The following is a 23,354-nucleotide window of genomic DNA, read 5'->3' as shown; positions in this document are numbered from 1 at the left end:
CCGGTCGCATAAAATTACATGAAAACTGGTCCTTGGGGGACGGCGGGGGCCGGTCTCCGCCCCCGCCTCTGGAAATCAGGGGGTGACGAACAGGGCCGATGTCCACACCCGCGACTGGTCGCGCTGGCGGGCGGTGAGGAACAGCGGGTGCTCCCGGTCCGCCTCAAGCCCCAGACCGGTGAGCGGAATCCGCCCGGCCAGGCCGCGGGGCAGCGGGGCTTCGGTGACCCGCTCCACCGTCACCTCCAGCTCGGTGCCGGGCAGCACGCGGGTGACCCCGCCCGTGGGGCACAGGCCGCCGTCCAGCAGGGTGTCGCCGTCGATCTCCAGCACCGCTTCCGGTGCGTGCGGGTTTGGCGGCGGTGTCAGCGGGTTGCCGACCTTCACATAGGTGCCGATATCCAGGTGCACCCGGATGCGGGTGCCGGCCAGCCGCGACAGGGTGAGTTCGATCCCGTCGGTGTCGCCGTGGGTCACCGTGCGCAGCGCCACCGTCGTGGCGTCCTGGCGCCAGAACCCCTGTTCCGGGTGGTCGAAGCCGAAAGGATCGACCCGCTGCACCGCCGCCCCGGTGATGGTGATTCCGCCGTTCCAATAGGCGCCGCGGTAGCGGTCCTTGATGCGGGCACCGCCCAGCCGCAGGCGGATGCGCCGCTCCGACAGCCCCAGTTCGCGGTGCAGGTCGCGTTCCCACACCAGCCGTTCGCCGTCGTAGAGCCGCAGGTTTTCCCACCCGTGGTCGCCCAGAAGCCGGTAGTCGAGCGCCCCGTCCACCGGCGCCCGCACCACGTCGCCCATCCCCTGGCCGCCAAGCCGCAGGGTGGCGACGCTGCGTTCCCCGGTGGTGGCAAAGGTGTGGCGCGCCCGCAGTGCCCGGCCGATGGTGGCGCGGTCAAGCCGCTCGGCCAGCACGCCGGTCAGCCCGCCGCGGGCGCCGAACACCGCCGTTGCCGGCGCCCCGCCGCCGCAGCGGCCCTGATGCTCGTCGCTGCTGGCCGAGGCGCCGAGCCGGTAGCCACGCGCCAGCGCCTCGGCATAGACCCAGTGGAACTGCCCCCAGGCGGACCCGATCTCGATCAGCCGCTCCAGTTCGGGGTGATGCCAATCGAGATTGCAGCGCCGGCCCCCCACGTGGGGGATCAGCAGATGGCCTTCCGGGTCGTCCTCATAAGCCGCGTAGAGATCGTCCAGCGGCCACGCGCCGGGGCGCAGGGCGCCGCGGGTGGATTCGTTCCATTCGAACGACCGCACCGGTTGCCCCGCCGCGCCGGCGGGAAAACGCGGCTGGCCGTCGCGCAGGAAGATGACGTTGTGGTCGCCGCCCGCCGCCGAGTTGCCGCACCATTCGGTTCCGGGGTAGCAGACGAAGCGGCCCGCCTCGTTGAAGCGGTCGATCAGCCCGACCGCTTCGGTCCAGGCGCGTTCGGTGACGTTGAAGTCGTTGGCGGTGTAGCCCAGCACGTCCAGCCCGGCGACGTCGCGGCCATAGGACAGGTTGTAGGCGGTGTCGTTGGTGCCGACCGTATCGTTGGAATGAACGTGCAGGTCGGCATAGAAGACCCGCGGCGCCCCCGCTTCGGCGGTGACGAAGGCGTCGGCGGGGACCAGCCCGTCGGCGGTGGCGGCGATCCGCCATTCTCCCTCCGCGAGATCCATGTCCTGGCGGTGGACCACCCAGCCGTTGGCCTGGGGATCGGGGGCGAGCGTCAGCGCCTGCGTGCTTTCACCCTGGGGGCCGGTCAGGGTCAGGGTCGCGGCAATGGGCCGGCTCACGGCGGTGCAGCAGTTGCCCCACACGTCCTCGGCCCGCAGCCGCACCGTCACCGGCCCCGGCGCGGTCAGGCGCGGCGCCACCAGACGCAGGACGGCGGGCGCGCCGGCCACGATGTCGAGCACGCAGTCGCCCGGCACCTCGGCGTATTTCTGGCTGCCCAGCGGGTCGATGAACACGCGGAAGCGGAACCCCTGCTCGACGAAGCTCTGCACCCGCGTGCCCGGTCCGCCCCGGCGCCGGTCGCCCAGCCGGATCACGATGCGGTCGCCGGGGTTGAGATAGCCGTCGATCACGTCGATGACGATGGCCTTCTGATAGGGGCGCTCGTGACCCTTCTGGTCGAAACGCACCTTCAGCGCCTGGACGGTGGCCGGGCTTTGCCCCGGCACCAGGGGCCCCGCCTCGTACTCCGCCGAGACATAGTTGGCGGCTTGCGGGTCGCTGGTCTGGAACAGCGCCCAGTCGGAATAGAACTTCATCGCCAGCTTGATGCCGGCGCCATCGGCAAGGCCCGAGGCGCCCACCTCGTAGACGAGCGTCAGTTCCGTCCATTCCCCGGCAACCAGCCGGCTGTGTGAACAGCGGGTGGAGCCGAGGAAGGGGCGGGCCTTGTTGCGTTCGTACAGCCCGGCGGGGGCGGTGTGACGGGGGGTGGTCACGGTGATGGTTCCTTATGCGCGGGGAGGGAGGGGGCGGGGTCAGGCGTGGTGCCAGTGGCGGTAGCGCCGTTCGATGCGGCGGAAGACCAGGCTTTCGGTGATCCAGGCGGTCAGGCCGATGATGACGACGCCCAGCAGCACCTGGGTGGCGTTGCCGATCTGGCCGCCCATGGCGACCATCCAGCCGATCCCCTGGGACGCGCCCAGCATCTCGGCGGCCACCAGCGCCCGCCACGCCTGGCTGAAGCCGATGCGCAGGGCCGCCGTCAGAAAGGGCAGCGAAGCCGGCAGATAGACATGGCGGAGCAATTGCCATCGTCGGGCGCCCAGCACGCGGGCGGCGCGCAGGTTGCCGTTGCGGATGGCGAGAAAGCCCTCCTGCACGGTCACCGCCATGGGGAACAGGGCGGCCACCACGATCACCATGGTGATGGCGGTGTAGCCCAGCCCGAAGACGATCATCGACAGCGGCGCCCAGGCGATGGGGGGGATCGCCATGAACAGCCCGGTCAGGGGGGCGGCGAAGGCGCGGAACCCCGGCGACAGGGCACCGGCCAGCCCCAGGGCCAGGGCACCCAGCACGGCGGCGGCGAAGCCGCCGGCCTCGCGCACCAGACTGGCGCCCACATGGGCGGCGAGTTGGCCGCTGTCCAACCAGCGCACCGCCTCCGCCGCCACCGCCCAGGGCTGGGGCAGCACATAGGGCGGCAGGTTCCAGGCGGCGGCACTCCACACCAGCAGCAGCGCCGGAAAGGCCGCCCACCCGTAATTCCAGCCCGGCCCGCGGGAGGTTTGCGCGCCCATCAGCGCCCCGCCCGGCGCAGATAGGAGGTATCGACGATATCCGCCGCCTTCATGGGGCCGGGGATGAAGCCGAGCGCCAGGGAGTAATCCATCAGCCGCTGGATGAAGGCGAGGTCGCTGTCCTCCAGCCGGTCCGACCAGCCCAGCCGCTTGCGCGCCTCGGCGGCGACGGCGGTGGCAGGAATCCCGGTGCCGTCGGCGCGCTTGACCGGCTCCAACTTGAAGGCATCGGCGATCAGGGCGTCGGCTTCCGCCGGGTGATCGGACAGCCACGCGATGGCCTTGGCGTGGGCGCGCAGCAGCCGCACCACATCGTCGGGCCGCTCGGCCAGGGTCTTCACCGGCGCCATCACCACGTACCAGGGATAGCCGGGCAGCGCCTGATTGACGTCGAACACCACATGGGCACCGCCGCGCAGAACCTGCTGGCTGATGAACGGCTCCCACGCAAAGGCGGCGTCGGCGGTGCCGCCGTCCAGGGCCGCGTTCATGGTGCCCACCGGCATGGCGGTCACCGACAGGTCGCGGTCGGGGTCGAGGCCCGCGGCGTCCTTCAGCACGAAGCCGCGCAGCAGCACGTCCATCCCGCTGCCGCGCGCCACCCCGGCCAGCCGGCGGCCGCGCAGGTCGGCCAGGGTGCGGATGCCGGGGGCGGCGGCGATCACGGCGGCCTGCCCGTAATTCACCTTGGCGAGGATGCGGCTGTCCAGGCCGCGGGCCGCCCATTGATAGACCGGCGGCGCGCCGATGTAGGCGGCGTCCAGTTCGCCCGCGGCCAGCGCCTGCTGAATCACCGGCCCGTCGCCGAAGGGCTTGGCGTCCACCGTCAGCCCCTCTTCGGCATAAAAACCCTTGCGGTCGGCGACCAGGGCCGGGGCGTTGGCCATGGCAAAGACCCAGCCGACCCGCAGCGGGCGGTTTTCGGCGGCGTCCGCTGGGCCGAAGCCGGTCAGCAGGGCCGTGACGGCGGCGCATGCCGTGATGATCGTCCGTTTCATCTGTGATCCCTTCATCGTTTGCGGCCTCTTGTGCCGGGGGGCGGGTCACGCGGCGGCGATGGCGGAAATCCGGTCCAGCAGCGTGTCGGTCAGGGTGGTGAAGCGGTCCAGCCGGCGGGTGTCGCGCAGCCGGCGCGGGCGGGGCAGGCCGATGGTCAGCTCGCTGTGAATGCCCGCCGGGGCGATGCCCAGCACCACCACGCGGTCGGCCAGGAACGCGGCCTCTTCCACGTCGTGGGTGATGAACAGCACGGTCTGGCCCAACTGGCCGCACAGCCGCAGCAACTCGTCGTTCAGGGTGGCGCGGGTGATGGCGTCCAGCGCGGCAAAGGGTTCGTCCATCAGCAGCAGGCGCGGTTCCAGCACCAGCGCGCGGGCCAGCGCCACCCGCTGCTGCATGCCGCCGGAAAGCTGGTGGGGGAATTTGTGCGCGGCGGCCTCCAGCCCCACCAGCGACAGCGCCGCCATGGCCTTGCCGTTCTGTTCGGCGTCGGACAGCCGCCCGGCCATGCGCAGGCCGAAGCGCACGTTGCCCAGCACGTCGAGCCAGGGAAAAAGCTGGGGCGACTGGAAGACGTACCCCAGCGCCGGCATTTCCGGCGTCACCGTTTCGCCGTCGATGGTGATCCGCCCGGCGCTGGGCGGCAGGAACCCGGACAGCAGGTTAAGCAGCGTGGTCTTGCCGCAGCCCGACGGCCCCAGCAGCGCCACGAATTCCCCCGGACGGGCCGAAAGCGACAGCGAACGGAACACCGGGTGACCGTCGTCATAGGCGAAATCCACCCCCTCCACATGGAAGGCGGCGCCGGCGGACGGGATGGCGTGTATTTCACGGTCCATTCGCGTGCTTCCCCTTCGTTCAACCATCTCTAAGAGATAATACAATATAATACATATAATACAATATGGGATAACTAGGGAATCATCACCCATCCCACACCGGGCCGTGGCGGCCCGTGCGGGCTTGAGCCGGCCCCGTGCCGGTGGCATCAAGACGGCGTTCATCGGTCAATCGGGGGGAGGGGCAGGGTGGCCCTGGTGCGAGACAATGCGACGGCGCTGTACCGCCAGATCGCCGGCCGGCTGCGCGACGAAATCGCCGCCCGCCGGTTCGAGCCGTCGGGGCGGCTGCCGACGGAAAGTGCCATCGGCGCCCGTTTCGCCGTCAGCCGGGTCACGGTCCGGCTGGCGCTCGACCGGCTGGAGGCGGAAGGGCTGATCGAACGCCGCAAGGGCAAGGGCACCTTCACGGTGGGCAAGCGCGTCCAGCATCCGCTGGACCGGTTGCGCAGCTTTCACGAATCGCTGCGCTTGCAGGGGCTGGATGCGGACATGCGGCTGCTGTCGGCGGTGATGGTGCCCACGCCGCCGGATCTGCGCGGTGATTTCGGCCCCCGTTGTCTGGAGGTGTGCCGCCTGCACCGGGTGGACGGCGAGCCGGTGGCGCTGGGCCGCAGCCTGCTGCCCCCGGCGCTGGAGGCCGTCGATTGGCAGGCCGCCGGGCAGAAGCCGATCTATGCAATTCTACAGGAGGTGCTGGGCAAGCCGGTGGGCGGCGCCGACATCGAGCTGAAGGCCGACGCGGCGGGCGAGGCGGTGGCGGTGCCGCTCGGTCTGGCGGTGGGGGCGCCGGTTCTGGTGATGGGCCGGCGCTCGGTCTTCGCCGACGGTGGCTGTGCCGACCGTTCGGTCTTTCACGTCCGCTCCGAACGCTACAGCTTCGTGCTGTCCCACCGCTGGGAGGGGTAGGGGCCCGGTGGATGCCCAGGAGCGGCCTCCCCCCACGCCGTCCGGTCCAGGGCATCGCCGATGATGCCGATGGCCCGGTCCAGATCGTCACGCCCGATGGTCAGCGGCGACGACAGGGTAAGCACGTTGCCCATGGTCACCTTGAAGCTCAGCCCCGCTTCCAGACACGCATACAGCACGGCGTCGGCCCGGTCGGGATCGGGGGCGCCGTCGCTGTCCACCAGGTCCACCCCCAGCAGCAGGCCAGCCCCCCGGACCTCGGCGATGCCGCGGTGGCGGGCGGCGAGATCCCGCAGCCTTTCCTGCGCGTGGCGGCCCAGGTCCGCGGCACGTTCGGTCAGCCCGTCGTCGTCGATGATGGACAGGGTGGTCAGGGCGGCGCGGGCCAGCAGCGGGTTCTTTTCGTGGGTGTAGTGGCCGATGGCGCGGTCGGCGGCGACATCCAGCCCGCCGCGGGCGATCACCGCGGCAACCGGCAGCATGGCCCCGCCCAGCGCCTTGCCCAGCACCACCATGTCGGGCACGGCCCCATAGGGTTCATGGCTGAAGAAGGTGCCGGTCTTGCCCAGCCCGGTGGGAATCTCGTCGAAGATCAGCAACGCCCCCGCCGCATCGCAGGCGGCGCGCACCGCCGCCCAGAATCCCGGCGGCGGCAGGTAGGGCACGGCGCGCACCGGCTCGGCGATCACCGCCGCCACGTCGCCCTCCTTGTCCAGCGCGTAGCGCAGCATCCGCGCGCACGCCATGCGGCAGGCGTCGAGATCGGGCCGCGCGCTGGCGCTGGGAAAGCCGTAGGGGCAGCGGAAACAGGCGAACGGCGCCACATGCTCGGTCCCCGGCAGCAGCGGCCCGATCCCGTGGGAGCGGAACAGCGCCTCCCCCCCGACGCTGGCGGCACCGAAGCCGGCGCCGTGGAAGGCATCCCAGAACGACATGGTTTTGTGCCGCCCGGTGGCGAGGCGGGCGATCTTCAGCGCGATCTCGATGGCTTCCGACCCGCCGGGCGCCAGCAGCACCCGTGACCCCGGCCCCATGGGCGCGCGGGCCGCCAGCCGTTCGGCCAGTTCCACCGCCGGCTCGCAGGTGAAGCGGCGTGGTGCGAAGCTCAGATCGTCCATCTGCCGCTTCAGCGCCGCCACCAGCCGCGGGTGGGCATAGCCGATGTGGTGGGCGCTGTTGCCGTGGAAATCCATGAACCGGCGCCCGTCGGCATCCTCGATCCAGATGCCTTCCGCCTTGCGCACCGCCGACAGGCAGGGGGTGGACAGGGCTTGGCGCAGGTACACCCCGGCGTCCCGCGCCACCAGATCCCGCGACCGCGGCCCCACGGTTTCGGCGGCCCAGCGGGCGCGGCGGGTGGAGGTGTTGCTGTCGCCTTCGCTTTGGTCGATGGTCATGGGGATGGCTCCTTCAGCCGGAGGTCTTGCCCGAACGGGCGGCGGCCTGCGCCGTGGCGGCGGTGGTCAGCCCGTTGCGTTCCAGCACCAGAACCCGCATCCCGGCGTGTGACATCCCGGTGTGGGAACGGGTCAGGTGCCACGCCGCCGACAGACCCAGGATGCCGCCGCCGACGATCACGGCGCCGACGGTCTCGGGCCGCAGGGTCACGGCGTCTCCCCGCGGCGCAGGCGCGCCTCGATCACGTCCAGCAGCGGCAGGGCGTCGGCCAGACTGGGCACCACGTAATGGGCGCCGGCACGGGCCAGCTTATCGGCGGCGGCCCCGGCCAGCCGCGCCCGCTCCGCCGCCGGCAGGGCGGCGAGGTCCGCAAGGGGGAGACCCACCTCGTTGCCGGTTTCAGTGACGGCAATGGTCCACAGGCCGGCGTTGAGGCCCTCTTCCACATCCACCACGGTGTCGCCGATCTTCACGCACGCCTCCACCGGGGAGACGTCGAGGTCGATCAGGCACTTCAGCGCCATGGACGGGCCGGGGCGCCCGCTGGGGGTTTCGCCGGCGCACACCGTCACGTCGGGGGCGTAGCCTTGGTCGGCGGCGGCTTTCATCACCACATCCATCACCGGGCGGGGGTAGCCGGTGGTGGAACCGATGGCCAGACCGCGGGCGCGCAGGGCCGCCACGGTCTCGATCACGCCGGGGATGACGTCGGCGTGGTTGGCGACCACATCCACCTGCAGCGGCAGGAAGCGGTCATAGATGGCGTCGGCATCGGCGTCGGTGGGGGCCGCCCCATGACGCTCGGTCCAGGCGGCGGCCACCGGCCCCATGCCGAGGATGGTGCGGATGTGGTTCCACTTGGGCATCCCCATGGGCGCGCGGGCCTGGGCCAGCGTGATCAGCACGCCGAAGCCGGCGAACGCGGCGGTGAAAGCCGCGGTGGGGGCTTGGCAGCCGAAATCCACGGTGGTGCCGGCCCAGTCCAGGATCACGGCGCGCAGGGGGCCGGTGTAGCGGCGGCTGTAGGTATAAGTCATCACAGATCTCCTCACGGGCGGCCCGAGGCCACGCCCATCGCGGACAGCGTTGCTTTCACCGCGTCCAGTGCTGCGCTCATGTGGGCGGGGCCGAGGTCGCCGATGCAGCCCATGCGGAAGCTGTCGGCCACCGTCAGCTTGCCGGGGTAGATCACGAAGCCCCGGTCCCGCAGCCCGTCGTAGAAGCGGTCGAACGCGAACGCCGGGTCGGCGGGCATGCGGAAGGTGACGATAATTGGTGCCTGCACCGCGTCGGGCAGCAGGGTTTCGAACCCCAGTGCGCGCATCCCGTCCACCAGCACGCGGCAGTTGGCGGCGTAGCGGCGGCCACGCCCCTCCACCCCGCCTTCGGCCTCGTGCTCGGCCAGGGCTTGGCCAAAGGCGGCGATGACGTGGGTGGGCGGGGTGAAGCGCCATTGGGCGTTCGTCTCGAACCCGCGCCACTGGTCGTGCAGGTCCAGCGTCAGGGCGTGGGCGTTGCCGGCGGCGGCGGCCAGCGCATCGCGGTCCACGATCACGAAGCCGAAGCCGGGGGCGCCCTGCAGGCACTTGTTGGACGAGGCGGCCACCGCCTCGAACGGCACGGCGGCGCGCGACAGGGGCAGGGCGCCGAACGAACTCATAGCGTCGATCAGCAGCCGGCGGCCATGGCGGGCGGTCACCCGCGCCACCTCGTCCACCGGGTTCAGCAGGCCGGCGGTGGTTTCGCACTGGACGACGGCCACATGGGTCACGTCCGGGTCGGCGGCCAGGGCTGCATCCAGGGCCGCGGGGGACACCGGCACATTCTCCGCCGTTTCGATGCTGGTGACGGAACGGCCCGCCACCTCGGCGATGCGCACCATGCGCGTGCCATAGGCGCCATTGACCAGAACCAGCAGCCGGCCCGTGCGCGGCACCAGCGTGCCGATCATGGCCTCCACGGCAAAGGTGCCGGACCCCTGGACCGGAACCGCCACATGGGTGCCGGCGGCGTCCACCAGTTCGGCCAGACGGGCGCGCATGCGGGTGTTGATGGCGATGAATTCCCCGTCCCGCGAACCATAGTCGCGCAGCATCGCCTCCTTCACGGTGCGCGTGGTGGTCAGGGGGCCGGGGGTGAGCAGCAAGGGAGCGGGCATCGCGCCTCTCCTCCTTATGGGGGGCGGTGGGGTGGACCTTTCTGCCGTCGGCGGGCATCATAACTCCAATCCATTCTGCCTATGGTCCCATAGATGAAATCCATGAACATCGCCCAGCTCCGCGCCTTCCACACGGTGGCGGCGGAGGGGGGATTCACCAAGGCGGCCCGGCTGCTGAACGTCACCCAGCCCACCCTGTCGCAAGAGGTGAAGGCGCTGGAGGAGGCGCACGGTGTTCTGCTGCTGGACCGTTCGCGCCGCACCGTCACCCCCACCGCCATCGGGGAGGCGCTGTTCGCCGTCACCCGCCGCCTGTTCGCCGCCGAGCAGGAGGCGCTGGAACTGCTGGCCGGCGCGCGGCTGCTGGAGGCGGGGTCGCTGACGGTGGGGGCGGACGGGCCGGTGCACGCCATGCCCCTGATCGCCGCCTTCACCCAGCGGCATCCGGGGCCGCGGATCTCCCTGACCGTCGGCAACACGCAAACCCTGTTGGCGGGGCTGCTCGACACGCGCATCGACGTGGCGGTGCTGGCCGACGCCCCCGGCGATTCGCGGCTGCACGTGCTGCCGCTGCGCCGCGACCCGGTGCAGGCGCTGTTGCCCCGTGCCCATGCGCTGGCCCGGCGGCGGGGGGTGTCGCTGAAGGATCTGGGGGGGCAGCGGCTGATTCTGCGCGAACCGGGATCGGTCACCCGCCGCCTGATCGAACGGGCGTTCGAGGATGCGGCCTTGCCCATGGGTGACACCCTGGACATCGAAAGCCGCGAAGCGGTGGTGGAGGCGGTGGCCGCGGGCCTGGGCGTGGGCTTCATCTCGGCGGCGGAATTCACCGGCGACCCGCGGCTGGCGCTGGTGCCGGTGGCCGGTGCGGCGCTGGAGATGGACGAATACGTGATCTGCCTGCGCGAACGCCGCCGGCTGGCGGTGGTGCGCGCCTTTCTGGACATCGCGCGGGAGAGGACGGGGGCTGCCGTTCCCTCCTCACCGCCGGGATAAGGGCTTTTTCAGCGTTTGCGCCACGTCTGGGTGCGCTGGGACAGCCCGTGGGTCAGGGCGGTGTGCAGCAGACGCACGGCGGCGGAGGTGACGACGATCATCATCGCCATGGCCGCCGCCCCGGCGATTTCGCCCGCGTCGTCCATGTTCAGCACCGCGACCGAGGCGGTCTTGGTGTCGGGGGCGTAGAGGAACACCACCGCCGACACCGTGGTCATGGCGTTCACGAAGAAATAGAGCGCGATGTCGAGAATGGCCGGCAGGCACAGCGGCACCGTCACCCGGAAGAAGGTCCGCCACACCGGCACCTTCAGGCTGGCCGAGACGGATTCGAACTCCGCATCCAACTGCTTCAGCGCGGTGGCGGCGGTCAGGTGGCTGACGGTGTAGAAATGCACCACCGTGGACAGCACCAGGATCCCCATGGTGCCATAGAGCGCGTTCAGCGGGTTGGCGGGGTGGTTGAAGAAGAAGATATAGGCCAGCCCCAGCACCATTCCCGGCACCGCCAGCGGCACGATCGCCAGCAGCCGCACCACTGCCTTGATGCCTGTGTGCGCCGGCCCGCGTTCCACCAGATAGGCCCCGGCGAACACGGTCATGGTGCCGGTCACCGCCGTCAGCCCGGCCAGGATCAGGCTGTTGCCATAGGACAGCCACCCCGTCTCGTCCACGTCGCCGAAGGCGTAATGGGCCAGCGTCGGCGTCAGGTCGTACGGCCAGTACCGGATCAGGGAGGCAAAGGCCGCCGTGCCCAGAATCCCCGCCAAAAGCCCGGCGATGACCACGCACAGCGCGAACATCGCCCCGTCGCACCACGGGCGGCGCGGCGGCACATAGGGGACGGAGCGGGCCGACAGCAGGGCGGTCTGCCGGCGCTGGCCGATCCAGTCGGCGGCGAAGGCCAGCACCGCCGGCAGCAGCAGCACCATGCCGACCACCGCCCCCATGCCGAAATTCTGCTGGCCGACCACCTGTTTGTAGACGTCGGTCGCCAGCACGTTGTACTGGCCGCCCACCACCTTGGGCACGCCGAAATCGGTGATGACCAGGGTGAACACCACAAACACCGCCGAAATCAGCCCATAGCGCGCGCCCGGCACGGTGATGGTGAGGAACCGCCGCAGCGGCCCGGCGCCCAGGGATTCCGCCGCCTCGTACAGCCGGGCGTCGGCGGTGGACAGGGCCACGGTCAGGATCATCACCGCGTGGGGAAAGGTGTAGAACACCTCCCCCAGCACGATGCCGATGGGGCCGTAGATGCTCTCCCCCATCAAAAGGAAGCGCAGCGGCCCCTGATTGCCGAACAGATAGACCAGCGAGATGCCGGGCAGCAGCGACGGCGCCAGGATGGGGATCTGCGCCAGCGCCTTGAACACCCCCTTGCCCGGCATGGCCGTGCGGGTGATGGCAAAGGCATAGGCAAAGGCCAGAACCGTGGTGATGGCAGTGGACACCAGCGCCATGGTCACGCTGTTGCCGATGGACTGCGCCAGCGACGGCGTGTGGAGAAAGGCAGCGTAATTTGCCAGCCCGACGAAGACGTCGCTGCGGTCGTGCACGCTGCGAAGCGCCACCATCGTCAGCGGCAGCACGATGAAGGCGGCCAGGAACAGGCCCAGCAGCACCAGCGCCCCATCCAGGACCAGGGCATCGCCGGTGCGTTTCATCCGTATGGGGTGTGCGTTCGCCGTCATGGGATCACGCCGCCGGATAGACGCGCAGATGTTCCGCCGGCAGGGTCACCGGCAGCCGGTCGCCGGGGCTAAGCCGGTGGTCGCGCACGAGGTTGGCCGAGAAATCGGCGGTCAGCGGCGGCACCCCGAACCCGTCGGCGGCCAGCCGCACCCGGTGGGAGGGGCCGAGGAATTCCATGGATTCGATGCGCATGTCGATGGTGTTGACCGGGCCGGGGCGGTGGATCACCACATCCTCGGGCCGCACGCACACGGTGACCTCGGCCCCCGGCGTCAGCGGCTGGCCGCTGTCCAGATGCACCGACCCCAGCCGGATGCGCCCGGCGTCATCCACGGTGCCGTTGAGGAAATTCATGGTACCGACGAAATCGGCGATGAAGGGGGTGGCCGGCTCGCGGTAGATGGCGCCCGGCGTGCCGGTCTGGACGATCGCACCATGGTTCATCACCACGATGCGGTCGGCCATGGTCAGCGCCTCTTCCTGGTCGTGGGTGACCATGATGGTGGTGATGCCCAGCCGTCCATGAAGCTCGCGGATCTGCCGGCGCAGGTGCAGCCGCACCTGGGCGTCCAGCGCCGACAGCGGCTCGTCCAGCAGCAGCAGGCCCGGGGACGGTGCCAGCGCGCGGGCCAGCGCCACCCGCTGCTGCTGCCCGCCCGAAAGCTGGGCGGGGAATTTCGCGCCGATGTCGGGCAGCCCGATCAGGGCCAGCAGCTCCCGCACCCGCTCCTCCTCGGCCTTGCGCTTGAGCTTCAGGCCATAGGCGATGTTGCGGGCGACGGTCAGGTTGGGGAACAGGGCGTAGGACTGGAACACGATGCCGTAATCGCGCGCCGACGGCGGCAGCCGCGACACGTCGCGCCCGGCGATTTCCACCGTTCCCGCCGTCTGCGGATCCAGCCCGGCGATGATGCGCAGCAAGGTGGTCTTGCCGCAGCCGGACGGCCCCAGGAAACAGACGAATTCGCCCCGCCCGACGTCGAGCGAAACACCCTTCAGCGCCTGAAAGGCGCCGAAGCTTTTGACGACGTTGGACAGGCGCAGGTACGGCGTCGCGGTCATGGCACCCTCATACACGCAAAAACGGCCGTCGCCGCGGCCCCCGTGGGCGGGAACCGCGGCGGGGCGGGCTGGGGGAGTTATTTCGGCTCGGACTTGGCGTTGTAGCGCGCGCTCCACTCCGCCAGGATGGCGTCGCGGTGGCTGGCGGCCCAGGTGAAGTCGTTCTTCTTGATCATCGCCGCTTCGGCGTCGGCCGGGTAATTGGCGGGATAATTCGCCACCCCCGTCACCGCCGCCACGGCGTAATACTGGGTGTAGAGGGCGGCGGCCTTGGCGGTGGAGGCCCAATCGGCCAGGGCGCGGGCGGCGTCCGGGTTCCTGGTGCCCTTGACGATGGCGGTGGCCTCCATGTCCCAGCCGGTGCCCTCCTTGGCCAGGATCACGTCGATGGGCGCACCCTTGGTCTTCTGCTGGGCGCCGGTGTATTCGATGGACAGGCCGATGGGGTATTCACCCGCCGCCGCCATCTTGCACGGCTTGGAGCCGGAATGGGTGTAGACGGCGATGTTGTCGTGGAGCTTGTCCATGTAGTCCCACGCCGGCTTCTCGCCCATGATCTGCAGCCAGCCCGACACGGCCAGGAAGCCGGTGCCCGACGACGCCGGATTCGGCATCACCACCTGCCCCTTGTAGACCGGCTTGGCCAGATCGGCCCACGATTCGGGTTTGGGCAGGTTTTTCTTGGCCGCTTCGACGGTGTTGAAGCACAGGGCAGCCATCCAGGCATCCATGCCGACCCAGGTGGGCTGGGCCTTGGCATCGCGGAATTCCGGCTTGATGCCGGCAAGGCCGGCGGGGGCGTAGCCGTCCAGCATCCCCTGCTGGTCCAGGATCATCAGGCTGGACGCGGCCAGGCCCCACACCACGTCGGCCTGGGGGTTGGCCTTTTCCGCCAGCAGCTTGGCGGTGACCACGCCGGTGGAATCGCGCACCCACTGGATGGTGATGCCGGGGTTGTCGGTCTCGAACGCCTTTTTGTAGGGGCCGAGCTGTTCGGGTTCCAGCGCTGTGTAGACGGTGAGCTTGGTGGCGGCGTTGGCGCCGGCGGCGGCAAGGACCGCGGCGGCGGCGGCAAGGGCAAGACGGACGGTCATGGCGGCCCGGTGCTCCCAGAGTGCGGTGTGAAGGGCGGTTGTTGGGTGCCCGTCTTGTACCGCCGGTCCGGCTGCCGCTTGCGTTAATGTTCAGTGACAGCCGCCGCCGGGGCGTCACCGAAGCGCGGCGGGCCGGAGCGGGAAGGCTCCGGCCCGGTTTTCCCGTCAGGCGGGGCGGGTGCCGGTACGGATCACCGTGCCCACATGTTCGCCGCGCAGCGCGGCGGTCAGCCGGCCCGGAACCAGACCGTTGACCACCTGCACCCGTTCCAGATGGCGGGCGTTGGCCATCACCTCCAGCAGGGCGGGGTCGAACGGCAGCGTGCCGCCGTGCGTGGCAAGCTCGGTGGCGGAGGTGTCGCTCAGCAGCGTTGCCTTCTCCCCCTCGGGACCGTTGGGATCGGCGGTGTAAACGCCGTCCACATCCTCCACGATGGTCAGCCCGGCGGCCCCCAGCGCGTCGGCCAGCAGGAAGGCGCCCGTGTCGGCCCGGTGCGTCGGAATGCGCGAGGCCGGGAATTCATGGTGGTGGTACGGCGGGAAGGCGCTGCCCACCACCGCGCGGGCGGCGGACAGGTGGATCGCCAACTGGCTGGCGATGGTCGGATGCTCGACATACGAAACACCCTCGGGTGCAAGCAGCGAGGCCAGGATGTGGCCGTTCTGCCCGGCTTCGCTGGCCGCCAGCGGCGCCAGCGACCCCACCGGCAGGCCCAGGTCCAGGCCGACGCCGTAGAGATGGCGGGCGCGGACCCCGGCCCCGGTCAGGATCAGCAGCCGGTGTTCGGGCAGCAGCGTGCGGATCTCGTCCACGATGGGCAGGATCGCCGCGGCCCCGCGGTCCATGATCGAGCGGCCGCCGATCTTCACCACCTGCAGCCAGGGCAGAAGGCGGATCGGGCGCACGCCGGCCACCGGGCCGGTGAGCGAGCCGTCGAGAAGGGTCTGGCGCGCGAGCGGGGAGGCCACGTGCTTGATGCTGTTGGTCTGTTCGGACATGGCGGTGATCCTGGTCAGCTCGCGGTGATGATGGTGCCGACGTGTTCGCCGGCCAGCGCACGGGTCAGGTTGCCGGGCACGAGGCCGTTCACCACCTGAACCTCGCGCACATGGCGCGCCTGCTTCAGCAGGTCGAGCACCGGGAATTCCAGGATCGAGTCCTGCAGGCCCGCCGCCTTCATCTCATCCACCGAGATCCGGGGGATGAAGGTGGCATCGGGGGAGGTCTTGGGGTTGGCGGTATAAAGGCCGTTCTCGTCCTTCACATAGATCATCGACCTGACGCCGAACTGTTCGGCCAGCAGGAAGCAGCCGGCGTCCGTGCGGTAGGGCGGGATCACCCCTTCCGCCGCCGGGCGCATCCACAGGGCGTAGGGCGGCATGCCGCTGAACACCACGGCGTTCACCTGTTCCAGGAACAGCGGAACCGCCGACAACCCGGCCCCGCCCACGGTGGAGATGCCGTGCTTGGCCAGCAACTGCCCCAGCATGATGGCGTTCTGGTCGGCGACCGAGGCGCCGAGCTGCGACAGCACGCCCGCCGGCAGGTTCAGCCCGGCGGCGATGGAATAGAGATGGCGGGCGCGGGTGCCGGCACCCGTGCCGATCAGCAGCTTGTGTTCCTTGCGGGCGGCGACGATTTCGTCCACCAGCGGATAGAGGGCGGCGCGGCCGCGGTCGATCACGCTCTGGCCGCCGATCTTGATCACGGTGGCGTCGGGCAGGATGCGGAAATCCGCCGCCGCTTCCGCCGCCGCCAGAAGCTGGGCGTCGGTCAGCGACCGTTGCATGAGGAGAGCCTCAAGCTCTGCCGTCGAATTGGCCATGAGGGCCTTCCTTTCGTCGTTTCGATACACGCCAACGCCAGCCGGCAGGCCCATGGGGACCACCGGGGAACCGTCGCTTCCCCACCAATTTTTTTAGTGCGCCCCTTAAACGCTAGGCTGGCTGCCAGGGGTGTTTCCGGGACGGCCGATGGGCGATCCGGGGATAAGGGACATAACCCTTTCCGCAGGCATTGCTTCCGTCAAACGGCATTATGGGCAGACCGATTGTATAGCTGGGCAATGATGGAAAAAGTGATCCATCTCCGAAAAATCGTCAAACGGATTCTCGTTATATTTAATAAGATATAATGTGATGCCGTACCCGGGCACGCACCGGCGCTTACGCCAGCCCGCGGTTGCGCGCCTCCAGCGCGGCTTCGGCGCGGGAGGAGATGTTGAGCTTGCTGTAAATGGCCTTCACATGGCTGGCGACCGTGTGTTCGCTGAGCTTCAGCACCCCCGCCACCTCGGCGGAGCGCAGGCCGCGGCCCAGCAGGGCCAGCACGTCCCGTTCCCGCGGGGTCAGCGTGTCCGCCGGGACGGAGGGCGCCGCGGGGGGCTGGTGGCGGAAATGTTCCAGAATCCGGCGGGACAGCGATGGGGACAGCGGCGGCTCCCCCGCCTGGATCCGGCGCAGATAATCGACCATCACCGCGGTGTTGCGGTCCTTCAGAAGATAGCCGGCGGCACCGGCGGCTATGGCTTCGAACAGGTGGGCATCGTCGTCGTAGATGGTGGTCACCACCGGCACCGCGGTGCCGCCGCCGGCGTTTTTTTCGTCGGCCAGCAGCCGGATGACCTCGATCCCCGACCCGTCGGGCAGGCCCAGGTCGATCAGCGCGATCAGGTTGCCGCCCGTTCCGTCCGCCGCCCGGCCGGCCAGCCACGCCTTGGCCGCCGCCACCCCTCCGGCGGTCGCCACGGGGATGCCGCCGAAGGCGCTGCGCAGGCAATCGGCCAGCCACGGCCGGGCACCGGGATCGTCCTCCACCACCAGCCCGGCCAGCGGCGGTCCGTTGGCGGAAAACAGGGGCGCCGTCACGGGGCCGTCCCCGGGAGTGCGAGCGACAGTTCCATGCGCGTCCCCCTTTCCGTTGCCGTGATGTCCAGCCGGCCCCCCAGTTCGGCGGCGCGGACGGCCATGTTGCCCAGCCCGAACCCGCTCCCCGCCGCGGCGGTGCCGATGGGACGGGACGGGCCGAATCCGGTTCCGTCGTCGGTCACCGCCACCGTCACCCGCCCGCCGCTCACGTCCACCGACACGTCCAGCGCCGTGGCGCCGGCGTGGCGGATGGCGTTGCTCACCGCCTCCCGCACCGTGGCGGTCAAGGTGCGGCAGGTGGCGTAATCCAGCGGCAGGTCTTCCGCCGGGTCCGGCTCGGCGGCCACCGGCCAGCGGAGCGTGATGCCGGAGCCCTCCAGCCTCTGGACGGTTTCGTGGCGCAGGTCGCCCAGCACCTGGCCCAGCGGCTGCCGCTCCCCGCTCAGGCCCCGGACGATGGTACGGACATCGGCCATCGCCTCCCGCACCATGCCGCGGGACCGGTCCAGGTCGGGCTGGTGCAGGGCCGACAGCAGCCGGGCGCCCAGATCGTCGTGCAGGTCGCGGGCGATCCGCTGCCGCTCGGCGGCGGCCCCGCGGACGTACGCCTCGCGCCCGCTTTCCGCGCGGGCCATCAGTTCGCACAGGCGCGTGGCCATGGAAAGCTGCGCCGGGGTGAACAGCCCGCGCCCGCCCCACGGATAGCGCAGCCGCAGGCCCGGCGCCCCGGCGGTGGGCGGCATTTCCAGCACCACCCCGTCGCCGGCCACCACCGGGCGGGGGACGGGCGCCGCCGCCGGCTCCATCTCCAGCGGATCGAACAGGCGGCGCAACAGCCCGCTCCACGCCGCCACCCGCCGTTCGGGGGTGGCGGTGAAGGCTACCGCGATCACCGCGGCGAACAGCTCGTGGTCGGGGATGGTGCGCGTGCCCACCAGGCGGCGCATCAGCACGTCGCGCAGCGGCAGGTACAGGAACCCCACCGCCAGCAGTGACAGGCCGAGCGCCAGATTCTGGTCGAACCGCAGGGCCGCCACCAGCACCATGTCCAGCAGCAGCAGCGCCACCAGCCCCAGCGCCGCCAGCATCACCCGGAACGCCCAGTCCCCCAGTTCGAACAGCCGGTACCGCCGCAGCCCCAGCGTCAGCCCGGCGTGGATCAGCAGGAAGAAACCGAAGGCATAGCCCTGGGGGATCGGCGCCTCGGTCCCGGTCAGCATCGGCACCGACATCAGCGTGACGAAGGCCCCGGCCCCCACCACCACCGACAGCCCCAGCCACGACAGCGCCGCCCGCCCCACCGGGTCGCGGCGGGTGGCCCACCATTGCGCCGCGATGGCGCCGACGATGCACAGCATCTCCAGCAGGGTGGGCAGATGGGCGCCGTCGCCGTGCCCTTCGGGCAGCCGCAGCAGATGGGCCAGCAGCCACGCCCCGAACACGGCGAACGGCGCCGCCAGCGCCACCGGCCCGGCGATGCGCCGGGGGTAGCTGAGGAACACCCCGATCATCGCCGCGCCGAAGGTCATGGCGCCCGCAGCGTTCATATCCGACAGCACGCGGAACAGGGTGCCGTCCAGGGCCAGTTCCCGCGTGCTGTAGACCGCGGCGGGCAGGGTGAATCCCGGCATGGACAGCCCCACCAGCGCGAACAGCCGCGCCCCCCGGTCACCGGGGCGCAAGGCCCACACCCAAAGGCTCATCAGCAGCCCGACGACGCCCACCGCCACCTGGAACCAGAACACCGGCGGCAGGGAGCCCACGTCCCGCCGCTCGTCCGGCGTGACCGTCACCCGCCGCTCGGCGCCCGTGCCGTCGCGCAGCAGCAGGATCACCGGCCCCCGGCGCAGCAGGCCGGCGTACAGGCTCTGCCGCCCGAAGAAATCCGCCAGAACCGCGTAAGTGGGCAGCACGTCCGGCTCCGGGATCACATCCTCGGCGGTCAGCGGGTGCAACGGCCCGCCGTCACCGCCCGCCGGCCCGATGGCCGCCAGCCGCACCGGGGCTGCCGGGCGCCCGCCGAAGGCCGCGGCCACCGCCGCCCCGTTGCGGCTGTGTTCCACATCCACGATCACGCTCCCGTCCTCGCCGTCGCCGGCCTGCAGCCACAGCCCCAGCGATGGCTGAAGGACCGCCAGCCCCGTGGCCGCAGCGGCGCACAACAGGGCGAACAGCGTCGCCGCGACCATCATCGCGACCGGGCTGCCGACCGGGCTGCCCCAACGGCGGACCGTCATGTCCCCCTCGTTCTTGGTTAAGGATATCCGGTCCAAGGGTGGATTGGTTAAGGAACGGTAAGCCCAGGATACCGCATCGCACCCGCCGACCATCATAAAATTTCTCTTTTGATTGCTACATCTTGCCGCTTTGACGCTTGGGACATCCCCTGTTCCGGGGATACAGCCGCCGGCGGTTGCCATGATAAGCCCGGCCCAATCGGATTAACGGAGACGGACGGCCTTACCGCCGCCGGGCTTGGGGGAGTAATGGGCATGGCATCACTGGTGCGCAGCGGTCTGATGGCGGGTGTGTTGCTGACCGCGGCGGCGAACGGGCCGGACGCGCTGGCGCAGGCCACCGCCACCGTCACCCGTCCCGACGGCACGACGATCGAGACGGCGGTCCTCAGCCCCACCTCGATCCGCGTCACGGTCAGCGGCGGACCGGATTTCACGCAGCCGATGGTGGTCAACTACACCAACATCTCCTATTCCGCGTCGGAGATCGTGTATCAGGGCACCTACACCTACAAGGGCGTGACGGAGGCGGTGACCTGCCGCGTCAACACCGCGACCCAGGCGGTCACCGGGTCCGGCGCCTGCCAGAACGCGCTGGGCGGCTCCTCGTCGTCCAGTTCCACGACGACCGGCACCACCACCGGCACGACGACGACGGCCACCACCACCACCACGACCGGCACCACGACCGGCACCACGGTCACCCAGACGGCCACCTTGCCGGACAACACGGTGACCAGCGTGACCGTCACGCCGCGGACGGCGGCGGAGCAGACGCGGGCGTGGGTTCAGTCCGGGGCGCTGTCGGCGCTGATGCCGGGCGACGGCGTGGCGCTGGCGCTTCAGGGGCTGGCCGGCAACCCCGCCGCCGGGCTGGAGCCGGTGTTCCTGGCGCTGTCGGCGCTGGCCAGCGACGCCGACCGCGCCGCGGCGGCCCGCCAGCTTCAGCCGGCCACCCCGTCGGCCACCGCCACCAACGCCGTCGCCACCGCCAAGGCGGTCGCCACCACGGTTCTGGGCCGGGCGCTGTCGGTGCGCGGCGGGGCCGGGGTGTCCACCGGCGACCTGACGGACGGGCTGGGGCTGTGGGTGCAGCCGTTCGGCTATGGCGCCCGCCAGGATCACCGCGACGGGCAGGACGGTTACCTCGACCGCACGCTGGGCGTGGCGGTGGGCGCCGACGTGCGGGTGGCCGACCAGACCCGCGTGGGGCTGGCCCTGACCTATCTCGCCTCGGCCATCGACGGGCGGGGCGGATCCAGCGGTGACCGCACCAGCGTGAAGGGCGGCAACGCCAGCCTCTACGCCCAGTACGAGGCCCCATCCTTTTATGTGGTGGGGCAGGTCAGCGCCGGCATCAGCGGCTACGACAGCCGCCGCTCCATCCCCTTGACCGGACAGGCCGCCGACGCCGATTACCGCGGCTGGCAGGTGGGCGTGCGGGTGGACGGCGGCGTGCCGCTGGCGCTGGGCGGCGGGTGGCAGGCCACGCCCATGGCCGGGCTTGCCTATGTCCACAGCCGGGTCAACGGCTACACCGAAACCGGGGCCGGGGCGCTGAACCTGTCGGTGGACGACACCCGCAACAACGCCCTGACCGGCAGCCTGGGCGGGCGGGTGTCCTATGACCACACCGGCGATGGGCTGACCTGGACCCCCTATCTCCAGGCCGTCGCCAGTTATGATGTCATCGGCAAGCGGCCCGAGACCACGGCCCGGTTCCTGCCGGCGGGCAGCGCGGCGTTCGTCACCCGCGGGGCCGATCCCGCCCGTTTCGGCGGTGATGTCACCCTGGGTCTGGATCTCGCCACCGCCAGCAACGTCACGGTCAATCTGGCCTACACCTATGGGCTGAGGGAGGATTTCCAGGCCCACGGCGGCGGGGTGCGCGTGCGCATCCAGTATTGACCGGGAGACGGGCGCCATGGCCGGACGGCGGCGGCATGGGGGCCGTTCCTCTCCGCGGAGCGGGTGGGGGGCGGTGCTGCCGATGGTCCTGGCCGTGGCGTCCTGCGCCGGGCCGGCAGCCCGGCGGGACAGCGCCGACGCCCTGGCGGCGGCGGCGGGGCTGATGCCTGGATCGGTCCCCGCCGGGCCGTTCGAACTGGCCGTCTGGCAGCGGCCGGTGCGTGCGCCGGCGCTGACCCTTTACATCGAGGGGGACGGGCTGGCGTGGCTGGACCGCGCGCATCCCTCCCCCGATCCCACGCCGGTGGAGCCGGTGGCGCTGCGTCTGGCGGCGCTGGATCCGGCCCCGGCTGTGGCGGTGCTGGCCCGCCCCTGCCAGTACCGCGGGGCGGCGGTGCAGCCGCAGCCCCTGTGCGGTGATCCCCGCTGGTGGACCGAGCGCCGCTTCACCGCCGCCACCCTGGCCGCCGTGGATCAGGCGGCCAGTATCCTGAAGGAGCGGGCAGGGGCCGGACATCTGCACCTCGTCGGGTTTTCCGGCGGCGGCGCCCTGGCCGCCCTGCTGGCCGCCCGCCGGGACGACGTGGCCAGCCTGCGCACGGTGGCCGGCAATCTGGAGCCGGCGTGGGTGAACCGGCTGCATGGGGTGGAAACACCCCCCGGCACCCTGTCGCCGGCGGCCCAGGCGGGGCGGTTGGCGCGGGTGCCGCAGATCCATTTCTCCGGCCTCCGCGACCGGGTGGTGCCGCCGGGTATCGCCGTGGATTTTGCCGGTGCGCTGGGGGCCGCGGGCGGTTCCCCGTCCTGCATCGCCCTGGAACGGGTGGAGGCGGGCCACACCGGCGGCTGGGCCGCGGCGTGGCCCATGCTGGTGGCGCGGCCCTTGCCCGTTTGCGGTGCCCGTTAGGGACCGCTCACCCCCCTTCCGTCCGCCGCCGCGCGCGGTACTGCGAGGGGGATTCGCCGGTCAGCTTCAGGAAGAAGCGGGAGAAATAGGACGGATCCTGGAAGCCCAGGAAAAAGCCGATCTCGCTGACCGTCAGGTTGGTGTAGAGCAGCGACCGCTGCGCCTCCACCAGCCGGCGGCGCAGGATCAGCTTGACCGCCGGTTCCCCATGCACCCGGCGGCAGGCGGCGGTCAGGCGGCTGTCGGTCACCCCCAGCCGGGCGGCGTAATCGGGCAGGGACAGGGAGTCGCGGTAATGCTGCTCGATCAGCCGGCGGAACCGTTCCACCAGCACCGTGTCCGGTGACGGTTCCTGCCGTTCCACCGGGCCGTGGTTCAGCGCCAGCCGGGCGGCGCCGACCAGGATGCGGATCAGGTGCGCCTCCACGATCACCATGCGCGCGGGGGCGGCCCAGGTGAATTCCGCCGCCAGCGCCTCGAACGCATCGGGGATGGCGTGGGCGGCCAGTTCGGGGCCGGCGGGGCCAAGGGCGAAGGGCGCTTTCAGGAAATCGGCGATCAGCGGGTCGCCGCGGGTGGCGTCGGTGACGAAGGTTTCCGCCACCGTCGCCACCAGCCCGTCGGTGCCGGGGAAAAATTCAAAGCCGTGGACCATCCCCGCCGGCACCGTCACCAGGGCCGGGGCGGTGAAACGGTGGACCGCCGCTTCCGCCGGCATGGCCCCGCCGCCGCCGGTCAGCAGCAGGATCTGGTGCAGATCGGCGTGGGCGTGGGGGCGGATCGACCACTGATGGGCGCCGCTGCGCTTGGCGATGCGCTCCACGTGCATGAAGCGCACCTCCGCCTCCCGCGCGGGTTCGCCGTAGAGGCCGTAGCGTTCGATCCCCGTGCGTTCGATGCCGGCTGGGCGGGCCATGGGTATCCGAGCAAAAAAGTGGGTGACGGGAAAAAGTACCAGAGATTCTGGGTTCCGTGCATGGCCCTCGTCCATCCCTCATCGCTATCCTTGGAAAAAATGCGAGCGGTGCCGCCCGGACACACCGG

At 70.7% G+C, this 23,354-nt stretch carries 21 protein-coding genes (1 of these 21 only partly in view); 5 read left to right on the top strand and 16 right to left on the bottom strand.

Going from position 1 to position 23,354, the window contains the following annotated elements; translation table 11 throughout:
- Window positions 1-12: the end of a chloramphenicol/florfenicol efflux MFS transporter FloR gene (gene floR, locus M2352_RS18920; RefSeq protein WP_264666062.1), read on the top strand. It extends 1,203 nt beyond the left edge of the window; 12 of the gene's 1,215 nt are visible here — the last part of the coding sequence; the start codon falls outside the window, past its left edge; its stop codon occupies window positions 10-12.
- 63 nt (window positions 13-75) lie between these two features.
- Here floR and M2352_RS18915 read toward each other — a convergent pair whose 3' ends face one another.
- Genes M2352_RS18915 through M2352_RS18900 form a run of 4 tightly spaced genes read right to left on the bottom strand, consistent with a single transcriptional unit; the run spans window position 76 to window position 5,075 of the window.
- The gene (locus M2352_RS18915; RefSeq protein ID WP_264666061.1) at window positions 76-2,433 is read right to left on the bottom strand and encodes a DUF3604 domain-containing protein; all 2,358 of its coding nucleotides are present in this window, start codon (window positions 2,431-2,433) and stop codon (window positions 76-78) included.
- 39 nt (window positions 2,434-2,472) lie between these two features.
- Window positions 2,473-3,237: an ABC transporter permease gene (locus M2352_RS18910; RefSeq protein ID WP_264666060.1), complete on the bottom strand. Its 765-nt coding sequence runs from the start codon at window positions 3,235-3,237 to the stop codon at window positions 2,473-2,475.
- Window positions 3,237-4,235 carry an ABC transporter substrate-binding protein gene (locus M2352_RS18905; protein ID WP_264666059.1) on the bottom strand — a complete coding sequence of 333 codons (999 nt, stop codon included), beginning with the start codon at window positions 4,233-4,235 and terminating at the stop codon, window positions 3,237-3,239. Before M2352_RS18905 ends, M2352_RS18910 begins: the two co-directional genes overlap by 1 nt.
- A 45-nt stretch (window positions 4,236-4,280) precedes the next feature.
- Complete coding sequence (locus tag M2352_RS18900; protein WP_264666058.1) at window positions 4,281-5,075, bottom strand: ABC transporter ATP-binding protein; 795 nt, start codon at window positions 5,073-5,075, stop codon at window positions 4,281-4,283.
- Between the two features lie 189 nt (window positions 5,076-5,264).
- Between M2352_RS18900 and M2352_RS18895 the strand changes: the two genes are divergently transcribed.
- Window positions 5,265-5,984 (top strand): GntR family transcriptional regulator, encoded by a 720-nt coding sequence (locus tag M2352_RS18895; RefSeq protein WP_264666057.1) that lies wholly within the window; start codon window positions 5,265-5,267, stop codon window positions 5,982-5,984.
- Here the strand turns inward: M2352_RS18895 and pbfA are convergent.
- Genes pbfA through M2352_RS18875 form a run of 4 tightly spaced genes read right to left on the bottom strand, consistent with a single transcriptional unit; the run spans window position 5,948 to window position 9,540 of the window.
- Entirely contained in the window at window positions 5,948-7,381 is a 1,434-nt protein-coding gene (gene pbfA, locus M2352_RS18890) for a (R)-1-hydroxy-2-aminoethylphosphonate ammonia-lyase (protein WP_264666056.1), read from the bottom strand. The two genes, M2352_RS18895 and pbfA, sit on opposite strands and share 37 nt — an antisense overlap.
- A 13-nt stretch (window positions 7,382-7,394) precedes the next feature.
- Entirely contained in the window at window positions 7,395-7,592 is a 198-nt protein-coding gene (locus M2352_RS18885; RefSeq protein ID WP_264666055.1) for an FAD-dependent oxidoreductase, read from the bottom strand.
- Entirely contained in the window at window positions 7,589-8,419 is an 831-nt protein-coding gene (gene phnX / locus M2352_RS18880; RefSeq protein ID WP_264666054.1) for a phosphonoacetaldehyde hydrolase, read from the bottom strand. The genes M2352_RS18885 and phnX overlap by 4 nt, the downstream gene beginning before the upstream one ends.
- Before the next feature lie 11 nt (window positions 8,420-8,430).
- Window positions 8,431-9,540, bottom strand: coding sequence for a 2-aminoethylphosphonate--pyruvate transaminase (locus M2352_RS18875; RefSeq protein WP_264666053.1), 1,110 nt, complete (start codon window positions 9,538-9,540; stop codon window positions 8,431-8,433).
- A gap of 93 nt (window positions 9,541-9,633) precedes the next feature.
- On the opposite strand from M2352_RS18875, the gene M2352_RS18870 reads away from it, so the two are divergent.
- On the top strand, window positions 9,634-10,536 hold the full coding sequence (locus tag M2352_RS18870; protein WP_264666052.1) for a LysR substrate-binding domain-containing protein: 903 nt from the start codon (window positions 9,634-9,636) through the stop codon (window positions 10,534-10,536).
- Between the two features lie 8 nt (window positions 10,537-10,544).
- Here M2352_RS18870 and M2352_RS18865 read toward each other — a convergent pair whose 3' ends face one another.
- From M2352_RS18865 to M2352_RS18835, 7 genes are all read right to left on the bottom strand, one after another.
- Window positions 10,545-12,233: a putative 2-aminoethylphosphonate ABC transporter permease subunit gene (locus M2352_RS18865; protein ID WP_264666051.1), complete on the bottom strand. Its 1,689-nt coding sequence runs from the start codon at window positions 12,231-12,233 to the stop codon at window positions 10,545-10,547.
- 4 nt (window positions 12,234-12,237) lie between these two features.
- Window positions 12,238-13,296: a putative 2-aminoethylphosphonate ABC transporter ATP-binding protein gene (locus M2352_RS18860; protein WP_264666050.1), complete on the bottom strand. Its 1,059-nt coding sequence runs from the start codon at window positions 13,294-13,296 to the stop codon at window positions 12,238-12,240.
- Between the two features lie 77 nt (window positions 13,297-13,373).
- The gene (locus M2352_RS18855; protein WP_264666049.1) at window positions 13,374-14,390 is read right to left on the bottom strand and encodes a putative 2-aminoethylphosphonate ABC transporter substrate-binding protein; all 1,017 of its coding nucleotides are present in this window, start codon (window positions 14,388-14,390) and stop codon (window positions 13,374-13,376) included.
- Between the two features lie 165 nt (window positions 14,391-14,555).
- A complete protein-coding gene (locus M2352_RS18850) occupies window positions 14,556-15,389 on the bottom strand; it encodes an amino acid kinase family protein (protein WP_264666048.1) in 834 nt (277 codons plus the stop codon).
- 14 nt (window positions 15,390-15,403) lie between these two features.
- Window positions 15,404-16,216 carry an amino acid kinase family protein gene (locus M2352_RS18845; protein ID WP_264666047.1) on the bottom strand — a complete coding sequence of 271 codons (813 nt, stop codon included), beginning with the start codon at window positions 16,214-16,216 and terminating at the stop codon, window positions 15,404-15,406.
- A 340-nt stretch (window positions 16,217-16,556) separates the two neighbouring features.
- Entirely contained in the window at window positions 16,557-17,258 is a 702-nt protein-coding gene (locus tag M2352_RS18840) for a LuxR C-terminal-related transcriptional regulator (protein ID WP_264666046.1), read from the bottom strand.
- Window positions 17,255-19,495, bottom strand: coding sequence for an ATP-binding protein (locus M2352_RS18835; protein WP_264666045.1), 2,241 nt, complete (start codon window positions 19,493-19,495; stop codon window positions 17,255-17,257). Before M2352_RS18835 ends, M2352_RS18840 begins: the two co-directional genes overlap by 4 nt.
- Window positions 19,496-19,750: 255 nt before the next feature.
- Here M2352_RS18835 and M2352_RS18830 point away from each other — a divergent pair, with 255 nt between their 5' ends.
- Both M2352_RS18830 and M2352_RS18825 read left to right on the top strand, forming a co-directional pair.
- Window positions 19,751-21,403: an autotransporter outer membrane beta-barrel domain-containing protein gene (locus M2352_RS18830; protein ID WP_264666044.1), complete on the top strand. Its 1,653-nt coding sequence runs from the start codon at window positions 19,751-19,753 to the stop codon at window positions 21,401-21,403.
- A gap of 16 nt (window positions 21,404-21,419) precedes the next feature.
- Window positions 21,420-22,310, top strand: a complete 891-nt coding sequence (locus tag M2352_RS18825; RefSeq protein ID WP_264666043.1) for an alpha/beta hydrolase — start codon at window positions 21,420-21,422, stop codon at window positions 22,308-22,310.
- Between the two features lie 7 nt (window positions 22,311-22,317).
- Here M2352_RS18825 and M2352_RS18820 read toward each other — a convergent pair whose 3' ends face one another.
- Window positions 22,318-23,226 carry a helix-turn-helix domain-containing protein gene (locus tag M2352_RS18820; RefSeq protein ID WP_264666042.1) on the bottom strand — a complete coding sequence of 303 codons (909 nt, stop codon included), beginning with the start codon at window positions 23,224-23,226 and terminating at the stop codon, window positions 22,318-22,320.
- Window positions 23,227-23,354: the final 128 nt, after the last annotated feature.

It is taken from the genome of Azospirillum fermentarium (assembly GCF_025961205.1).
GTDB lineage: Bacteria > Pseudomonadota > Alphaproteobacteria > Azospirillales > Azospirillaceae > Azospirillum > Azospirillum fermentarium.
The sequence above is the reverse complement of the archived record's forward strand: the minus strand, read 5'-3'. Positions and strand labels throughout refer to the sequence as shown.